At 31.4% G+C, this 8,648-nt stretch carries 7 protein-coding genes; 3 read left to right on the forward strand and 4 right to left on the reverse strand.

The window, feature by feature from the left end; genetic code table 11:
* Positions 1–270 precede the first annotated feature (270 nt).
* The gene (locus NF27_RS10625; RefSeq protein WP_152606914.1) at positions 271–843 is read left to right on the forward strand and encodes a hypothetical protein; all 573 of its coding nucleotides are present in this window, start codon (positions 271–273) and stop codon (positions 841–843) included.
* A gap of 160 nt (positions 844–1,003) precedes the next feature.
* Positions 1,004–2,452 (forward strand): Vir family protein, encoded by a 1,449-nt coding sequence (locus NF27_RS10630; protein WP_039459505.1) that lies wholly within the window; start codon positions 1,004–1,006, stop codon positions 2,450–2,452.
* A 287-nt stretch (positions 2,453–2,739) separates the two neighbouring features.
* Here NF27_RS10630 and NF27_RS12115 read toward each other — a convergent pair whose 3' ends face one another.
* Complete coding sequence (locus tag NF27_RS12115; protein WP_152606915.1) at positions 2,740–2,949, reverse strand: hypothetical protein; 210 nt, start codon at positions 2,947–2,949, stop codon at positions 2,740–2,742.
* A 797-nt stretch (positions 2,950–3,746) separates the two neighbouring features.
* On the opposite strand from NF27_RS12115, the gene NF27_RS10640 reads away from it, so the two are divergent.
* Complete coding sequence (locus NF27_RS10640; RefSeq protein WP_053332797.1) at positions 3,747–4,004, forward strand: hypothetical protein; 258 nt, start codon at positions 3,747–3,749, stop codon at positions 4,002–4,004.
* A 703-nt stretch (positions 4,005–4,707) separates the two neighbouring features.
* Here the strand turns inward: NF27_RS10640 and NF27_RS13210 are convergent.
* The 3 genes from NF27_RS13210 to NF27_RS10655 all read right to left on the reverse strand — a co-directional run bounded on the left by NF27_RS13210 (position 4,708) and on the right by NF27_RS10655 (position 8,449).
* Positions 4,708–4,833 carry a hypothetical protein gene (locus tag NF27_RS13210; RefSeq protein ID WP_275574627.1) on the reverse strand — a complete coding sequence of 42 codons (126 nt, stop codon included), beginning with the start codon at positions 4,831–4,833 and terminating at the stop codon, positions 4,708–4,710.
* Between the two features lie 302 nt (positions 4,834–5,135).
* Entirely contained in the window at positions 5,136–7,808 is a 2,673-nt protein-coding gene (locus NF27_RS10650; protein WP_039459512.1) for an ankyrin repeat domain-containing protein, read from the reverse strand.
* Positions 7,809–7,825: 17 nt separating this feature from the next.
* Complete coding sequence (locus NF27_RS10655; RefSeq protein WP_039459515.1) at positions 7,826–8,449, reverse strand: recombinase family protein; 624 nt, start codon at positions 8,447–8,449, stop codon at positions 7,826–7,828.
* Between the last annotated feature and the right edge of the window lie 199 nt (positions 8,450–8,648).

Consider the following 8,648-nt stretch of genomic DNA (forward strand, 5'->3'; position numbering starts at 1 on the left):
CTTGTTTACACATATTATCATTTACAGCATACCATAACTGCTCTATATCTCCCCCTATCCAGACTGTAATTGATCCTCTGCCCTTTAAAGATTAATTATATTCTTTCCAATTATTTATTTTGTATTTAACCTTACCCTTGCTTCTTTTCTTCATTTGAACTTAGCTGTTTTTTTCCTTAGCTTATCAATATGATTGCCTTGCACTCTTTAAGCCATTCTTCTTATTTTAATTCTTTCAGACTTTTGTTAATTTCAACCTCCTTTACATATTTGAGCAACAACGCCACTATTGGTTGGTATAAGGCATTACCTAAAGAAACGAGGGAGCAAACCTTGCTTACTGCCAATACCAGAAGGCTTAGAGATGAAATTAATGAAGGAATAAGAGAACGTTTAACCGCATCAGGCGAGTTGAAAAAAGAAATAATGGAGTTCTTGGCTTTAAAGCAGGTTGACTTCACTATTGCAGATCATAAGTTTGCTCCTTCTTTTGGCAAAGGAAATATACTGAAATTTAATAAGAAATATAAAAACGGTATTAATGCAGGAGATTATTTAAAAGTTGTAAAGATTAATGAACTAACAAATAGCTTAACGCTAGAGAAGGGAGGAAGAAAGATTCTATATTATCTAAAGAAGGAAATTAATTATGAAAACAAGTTTGAAGTATTCAATGAGGTGAAATTACAGCTGCAGGAAGGGCTTAAAATTAGATTTACTAAGAACAATAATCAAATTGGATTGGTTAATTCTGAAACAGCTAAAATTGAAAAAATAAATAAGGATAAGATAACGTTAAAACTAGAAGACGGTACGGTAAAAAATTTTCATAAAGAGCGCTAACAAATGTTTTACCATTAATATCTATAATAATTCCCAGTATCATTATTAGTTAAGCTTTATAATTTAATAATTTTTATGTTGTAACATTTTTAATAATTCTTCCATATTAAGGAAGCTTATAAGCATTTTATAATAAAAACCTTTTAATTAGGAGCTTCCTATGACAAAAACTGTATATGTGCCACAGGGTAATTGTGCTAGGTTTATCCATGATATAACTAGTAAATATGATATTGATGGCTTATACACTGATGATTTCTCAACATGTTCTATCCTAGTTTGTATTAGTAAAGATTTCTCTAGAATGATTCTCGCTCATTTAGATACACATGTTACATTTGATCAATTAAAAGAAGATATAGATTATGTTGGAGAATTTGAAAGTATAGTAATTATCTCGCGTGATCAGGGAAAATATGTTAAGGATAATTGGGTAAGATTTATTGAAGAAAAGTTAAGATACAAAGTTTATCAGTTAGAAATAACAAATGATATTCAAGGTATTTACATATCCCCTACATCCAACAACTTTAAAATTTTAGATGTTAAGGTTCCTAATATAAAAACTTGTACTAGAAATAACTTAGAATTAATCCATCATCCACAGGAACAACAAATATTAGCAGTAAGACATATTGGAGATATTGTTGGTAAAAGAGCTATGATGAAATTAGGCGGTACTCCAATTGATCAAAAAAAACAATATCTTATATTTGATGGACAGGCATGGCAACCATTAAGTGAAAAGGAGACTGAAGTTAATGATAATCATACATTAACAAAACAAGAAATGAGGGTTTTAACCCCGCAAAAATCATATGTTGCATTAGCATCTGAATTAAATGCGATTGGTAGAAGTTTTAATCAACATTTAAAAACAGTGAATTCATTAGAAGATGTTGTATTAATAACAACTTCATATCTAGAAGAATATTTACATAATTATAATCATCCATATTTATTTAAAAGGAACTTGAAAGAAAGAATTAATTTTGAGAACAATGTACCTCAAACTCTAGAAGATAAATCTTTTAAAGCAAAATTGAACCTAACTTTAAACAGAGAGGAAGATAGTTTCTTAGAGATACAAGATCTTTTTAATTCCTATATAAAAAATGCCCCAGATACAGAATATAAAACTAGAAATATGGAATATAATACCTTGTTTTCAGATGCATATCTAAGAAGAAAATACTACTATGATTTAAAACAGAATTATAAAGAAATAGAAAATCAGGCTACCACTTTAAACGAACAAGCAGTAGAAGGTTACAAAAATAATAAGTTCCAAAGTGCAGCAGATTTATTTTTCAAAGCTATTCAGCTTTACACTTGTTGTAGTTTAAAAAATGATCCTAAATTAGCTACTCTTTATTATAATTGTGGAAAATCTTTTCAACAATTAAGTAAGTACGAAGAAGCTAAGTTTTTCCTTAATACAAGCTTAATACTAAGAGAAAATTATATTGAGCCAAGGCCAAGGGCAGAAATTGAAAAAACAAAAAAGGCAATTGATGAGTGTAAAAGAGCCCAAGAACAACCATCCACTACATGGGTTGAGTCTTCCTCCAACCGCGCTAGTAGTAATTCCCAGGGGTTAGGTAAGTAAAGATTTATAATAAGCTGTATACACTTAGCTATACAGCTTAAGCTAAGATTCTAAAAAGTTTCCAGATAAATGTATGTCATGGTGTATACAAAACAATACAGAGATGTATGCACATGTATGTACTTAGATAACACTAGGTTATACCTGGCTTACAGACGATGCACTGTTAGGCGCGATTGGTGTGATCAGGATTTTTAGTCCTGATTTCCTTTTCGGCTATGCCGTCGTCCTTTTAAGTAGGTTGTTAATTAGAGGAGTTTTTAGTAGTTACTATAATGATTGTAAAGTTAAGCCCTAGTGGCGATTGAACGAAAAGATAGGGAGATAAGGCTAAAAGCCCTATCAAGATTTTTTATAGATTTTAAGTTATGAACTGCTTTAACTTCCGAGTGTATTCTTAGGTAACTCGGATATAAAACAGCTTCTATTAATTCGTATTCTGTTCCTATGTTATCACAAAAATCACCTGTATAACCGTTAATAAGTGTCGTTCCCAATATATATTATCAACGATGATTAGTAGTTGTTGATTAAAGAGTGTATAAACTTCTCTGGTATACTCGCAAAAGCCGTTTGTGTGACCTACAATCATATAATTAATTATGTAATATATAGGTGCTTTCAGGATAGCTTTATGCGATGTGGGAAGGGGGTTATAAGCTTGCGAATATAAAACTAGGCATTAGCAGAAGTGAATATTGAGGCAATTAAGCTTAAAGAATTAGGGATGTATTTGATACACAATTTAGATGAGAAGTGAGTAATGAGGATGTTACATGCTTTGTCTCCGGTCAATGACCAACAAAAGATAATTTAATAAAATGTAATGACTTTAAAGTGCGATATTTTCCAAATCGGTATTTTGCCTGCTGCTCAGAAAAGGTAAGATCCTCAAAAACAGCAAAAACTGCTGATTAATAAATATAGTTTTTTTCTTATGATAAATAAGATTAATGCCTCCTCCGAAATATTTTAATACCTCCTCAAGATGTAAAAGTATGGGTAGTACTTTATAGCTTCTTACAATCTTCATTCATAATTCGGCACTATATCCATAGCCCGGAAACGAATAAAATATACGATACTGAAGAAAATCAGGCTTTAATTCATTCCTAGGATTTTACCTTTTCCGAACGTTGGATAAAGACACCAAAATTTGGTATCTACCCCTACTAGAGGCCTTTAACTTATGAATAACATTCTCCACTATCCCACTTGACACATTTCCCACTATAAGTTATTATTATATAATAAAGTATTTAAGAATTAAATTATGAGAACCGAGAACTTTAAAATGCTTAAATTAGATTCTAAAGGCAGAGTGTGTTTAGGCAAATTAATAGAAAAAGGAGTTAGCAGCTATAAAGCTTATGTTGATGAAGATACCCATAAAGTTATCTTAGAACCATATGTAGAAATTCCGATAAAAGAAGCTTGGCTTTTTAATAATAAAGGTGCATTGAATCAAGTCAGGAAAGGCATTGAAGAATCTGCTGAAGGTGAAGTACAAGATATTGGAAGCTTTTCCAAATATATTTCCGAGAATGAGTAATGCCTTTTCGTTTATTGTTTACTAAACAAGCTACTGAAATTTAAAGAGATTAAAGGAAAATAAGAGCCTTCAAAAGAGATATAATGCAGTATGCAAAACTCTAGGATATTTAGAAGCTAACCCTAAGCATCCGAGTTTACAAACACATAAATATAGTGCATTACAAGGACTGAATGGAGAAGGGATATTAGAAGCCTATGTGGAAAATAAAACACCTGCTGCATATAGAATTTTTTGGCATTATGGTATAGGTAAAGGGGTTATAGCAATTATTGCAATAACCCCGCATCCATAAAAGACAATTTTGTAAAAGGATATAACCAGGAGAGCATGTATATTGGCAAAAAGCCTGGATATAGTAAATTCCTATTAATATTTCACATAAAGTAATCGATGTTATGAATTTGTTAAAACATGTAAAACTATTTACTTATTTTGTGATCATCTATTTTGCAATTATTGTAATCGGAATAAGTACATATGGTATGATTAAGTTCTATAAAATTCCTATTTATAGATCTAGTAATTTAATTGCAAGCCTTCCCCTTCTTTTATGGTATTTAATAGGCATATACTTAACAGGGTGGACTGCATATAGTTGTAGTAGGAAAGCAAAGTTGATATTAAATAATTCAAAGTAAATTATATAGTTTTAGGCCTTGTTACTTAGGAACTATAAGGGAAGTAGGTATAAGTTTATCAATTAGTTTAGCCCCTTATAAGTAAGGTGGGGGAGCGCGCTATTAAAAGGCGTCGTAGCGAGCTCACCGATTTCATTAATATTAGTAATTTCTCTTCTTTTCAGCCTGTAACTCCTTCCAATACTCATATTCTTTCATTCGGGCTTTATAAGCTTCGGTATTGAACCGCATACCATATTATTCGGGTTTATCTTAGCTAACTTTTGGTTGGTTTCTTCAAATACCCGCATTACTTTAGCTATGTACCTTTAATAGCCGAACTTATCTATTTTATTGTTCAGAGAACTAAAAGGTCGTAAGTTTGTCTCTATATTGTATCGGCGCTTTATTGAGATCTGGCCGGGATCCTAGTTAAAAAGGGACATTTTAAAAAAATAAAATTTGTTTAAAAAGTTATTTCATTTTTCTAACATGATCCCAAGTGGAACTACTAATAACACTCTCGAACCTCTGAATTCAGTGTTACTTTCACCTTATCAGTGAACTGAGGTGTAGGTGTGCCCTGGATTATGGGGGTAGGATCTTCAGATTGTAGAGAGTACCCTATTTCACTACTTTGCTGATTAGGTACTTTTATATTTGTAATGCTAAAGTTTCTATTACTTATCCTTTTAATTGATTTATGATGTCCTAGCTCGTCAAATATAATTAGTTTTTTGCTGTCTTCGTTAATGAAAACTTGAGTAGTACATAACCTAGTATCCCCATGTATCTTAAGCTCAATAGGACCATTATTTATAAACTTAACACCATTTTGTCCAACCTTTCTATAACATATTCCTTTTTCTAATGCATTTTGACACTGTTTTAAAGTCTGGTTATCTAGTTTATTAGATATACCTGGATCAATTAAGGCGTAGTAATTACTGAATAACTCATTATCTATATGGACGACACCCTCTGTATTTTCTCTATATACTTTAGAGCTAATGCACCAAGATGTTATAGGTTTTGTTTCTTTATGTATAGCATTAGCAGTAGCGGTTATTGCTTGTTGTTTTTGCTTCTGAAAGTAAAGGTGTATTTTTACTGGGTCAAAAAGTTCAGCGCCAATTACTTCTTCCTCCGCCCCTTCTAAAAGGAAATCCTCACTCTTTGCGATTTGTAAAACAAGGTTCTCATCCAGATCACTAAGACCTATATTAGCTTCACTTGTTTTACCTCTAAGAAATAAAATTAAAGCTTTATATAAAATTGCAGACAGGTTAGATGGATCTAATTCTAAAGCTTTTTCTAAAAGATTTTGAGCAAGATCATATCTATCTGAGTCATGCTGAGCAATAACTAAACAGGAACAGGAAGTATATAATCCTACAAGTAACTGGGAGTTAATATTAAAGCTTGATAGCTCTAATGTTATGTTGATAGCTTCTTCAATCCTTGAGTTCTCTACATAAGTTAAAGCTTTAAAAATTTTTATGAAATTATTATTTCGATAATTATTTTGGTAAACGTCTTTAGTAGTTTCTATAAATTTTAGTCCCTCTTCCTTAAAGCCATAGCTTATAGTATTGTGAAGATATTTTATAATAGCATGGTCTAAATTGATATTTTTTTGTGCACTTATGTGCTTAAAGGATTCTTTTATACATAATAATGCTAAATCATGGTTGCCTAGTCTATGATGACATATTGTTTGAATATCAAGGGCTAAGGAATAAGAAAAGTTATCGTTTAAATATTTCCTATTGCTTGCTTCTTTTAGTGCTAACTCCCATGTTATATCCCCTTTTAGTAATTTGATATAAGTAATACTTAGATCAGGATATATATTACATTTAGACTCAGTTGATATTCTTAATGCTTTATCATATTCTTTCCTTTCAATTAACCTTGAGAGAAATGAATTAAAGATATCAATATCATCTTCAACCAGCGAAAATGCGGCTTCAAAATTACTATAAGCACTCTCCACATTAAACAAGTTAAATTGCGCGCGCCCTAAATTATAATGAAGAAACCCGACTATACGCTTATCCTCATTAGGTAGACAATATTTAAGACCTAGTTGTGCAGTCACTACCACTTTATGGTAGGAGCCTAATTCAAAATATAAGCTGCAAGCATGATTATATAGCTCACTTATTGAAATATTTTTAACTTCTCTCTCTTCAAAAGAGCTAACCATTTTTATTGCAAAGTCAATAAACTGCTCTATTGCTGAGTATTCTCCTATATTCTTTAGAACCTCACATACATGAAAATAACCTATTATTATATAGTTTTTAGATAGTTTATATTTGTTGATTAGATGGTCTAGATATATACCTAATTGCTTTGCATTGATAGATTTTGAAACAACAAAGCAATCCACTAAGGTAGAAAGCAAAAAAGAATTAGTTTTGTTTAAAGTGTAAGCAGTCTCTAGCAACTCCGTAGCATCTTCAAACTTCTTTTGAAAAATTTTTTTCTCAAGAAGGGCCTTATAATATTGAGATAAACCATCAATTTCTCGAAACTCATTATCCTGTTTTTGTTGATCACCAAGTTCATATTGTTTTGCAACTTTAATTCTCCCTTCTTTTACAGCCTTGCTAAGTTGCAAATAATCCATTCCATTCTTTTCTTTTATCCTTGCATTTGCTTTCAATCTCCTGAGTTCAATTAGTGCATTGCTTTTTAAGTTTATTGCAGCGGTATGTAGGGGGGTTAAACCCTGTTTATCCTTGGTATTTAAATTAGCCCCCTTACTATATAAGAGAGAAATTAATCCTTTGCTGTCAGTATGAATTGCTCTATGAAGTGGAGTTATCCCTAGTGTATCTTGAGTGTTAGGGTTAAATCCTTTTTCTAATAAATATTTTACTATATCTATAGCATTATATAAACATGCTTCTTGTAAGAGATTACAATGGCCAGGATCATAAATTTCTCTAAATTTATATCCGCATTTTTCTATTAGAAACTTAATAGTATTAAGTCCTTCATTTTTGCGGACTACATTAATTGCTACTTTGCCGAACATCTCTTGGGCAGGTATATTAACAACTAAATCTTTCCAACCATACAAGTATAATTCTATTGTACTTATCTCAGCTCTTTTTAATAAAATAAAAAAAACTTCTTTTTTTGTTTCTTGATCATTAAATATGTCATTTCTCAAAGATTATATATATTTTTTTAACATATACTTCTCCTATTATTAATAATATAAAATTTAATCTGCACCTTGTTGGCGCTCAATAAGGGGTCTGACTGAATCTTGCCCAAAAAGCTCATCTTTTTTGAGGATAAAGCTAATAAGCATCTCACAGAGGTTCTACATATATTTAGAGTTTTAGCTATTTGTGATTTACTTAGCCCTTGTTGGAATAATTGCTGTATTTGAGAAGTTTTATTTGCTACAGTTTTTGGTCTTCCATGGGGCTTTCCTAACTTTCTCGCATGAGCAATATCTGCTTTAACCCTTTCTTTTAATAATTCATGCTCAAACTCAGCAAAGATTGCTAATAAACCTGCCATAGCTTGACCTGTAGCTGTGGTTAAATCCAAAGCTTGTGTGATAGATATAAAGCCTACCCCTAAATCATTTAGTTCTTTTAGGGTTCCAATTAAGTCAGTAACTGAGCGCCCCCAGCGATCTAAACGCCAAACAATTATCATATCAATCTCCCTCCTCTTTGATGCTTTTAATAATAGCTCACGTTTTGCTCTAATATTTGCCCTGGAATCAATATCCTCAATTTTTAATACAGTCTCTAACTTACGAGCCGCTACGTAATTTTCTAAAGCTTGCATTTGCATTGGTAATGTATAATGTATGTTAATCGATAGTTGAAATTCTAGTATATAACCCTACCTTCATTTTGTCCTGGCCAAAAACCCTTTTAAAAATCATATCATAAATTAAAATCCTTATTTTATCTAGCTTTTAAAGTTTAAAAATGGGGTAGTGATACCGTGTATGGAGTCAAGTATATAACATTTGTGAGTTGTATTTAGT

This window comes from Candidatus Jidaibacter acanthamoeba, from assembly GCF_000815465.1.
In the GTDB taxonomy this organism is placed as follows: domain Bacteria; phylum Pseudomonadota; class Alphaproteobacteria; order Rickettsiales; family Midichloriaceae; genus Jidaibacter; species Jidaibacter acanthamoebae.

Coding starts and splice junctions, on each gene's coding strand:
- NF27_RS10630 (WP_039459505.1), top strand. CDS start 1,004: ATGACAAAAACTGTATATGTGCCACAGGGTAATTGTGCTAGGTTTATC.
- NF27_RS10640 (WP_053332797.1), top strand. CDS start 3,747: ATGCTTAAATTAGATTCTAAAGGCAGAGTGTGTTTAGGCAAATTAATA.
- NF27_RS13210 (WP_275574627.1), bottom strand. CDS start 4,833: ATGAGTATTGGAAGGAGTTACAGGCTGAAAAGAAGAGAAATTACTAAT.
- NF27_RS10655 (WP_039459515.1), bottom strand. CDS start 8,449: ATGCAAATGCAAGCTTTAGAAAATTACGTAGCGGCTCGTAAGTTAGAG.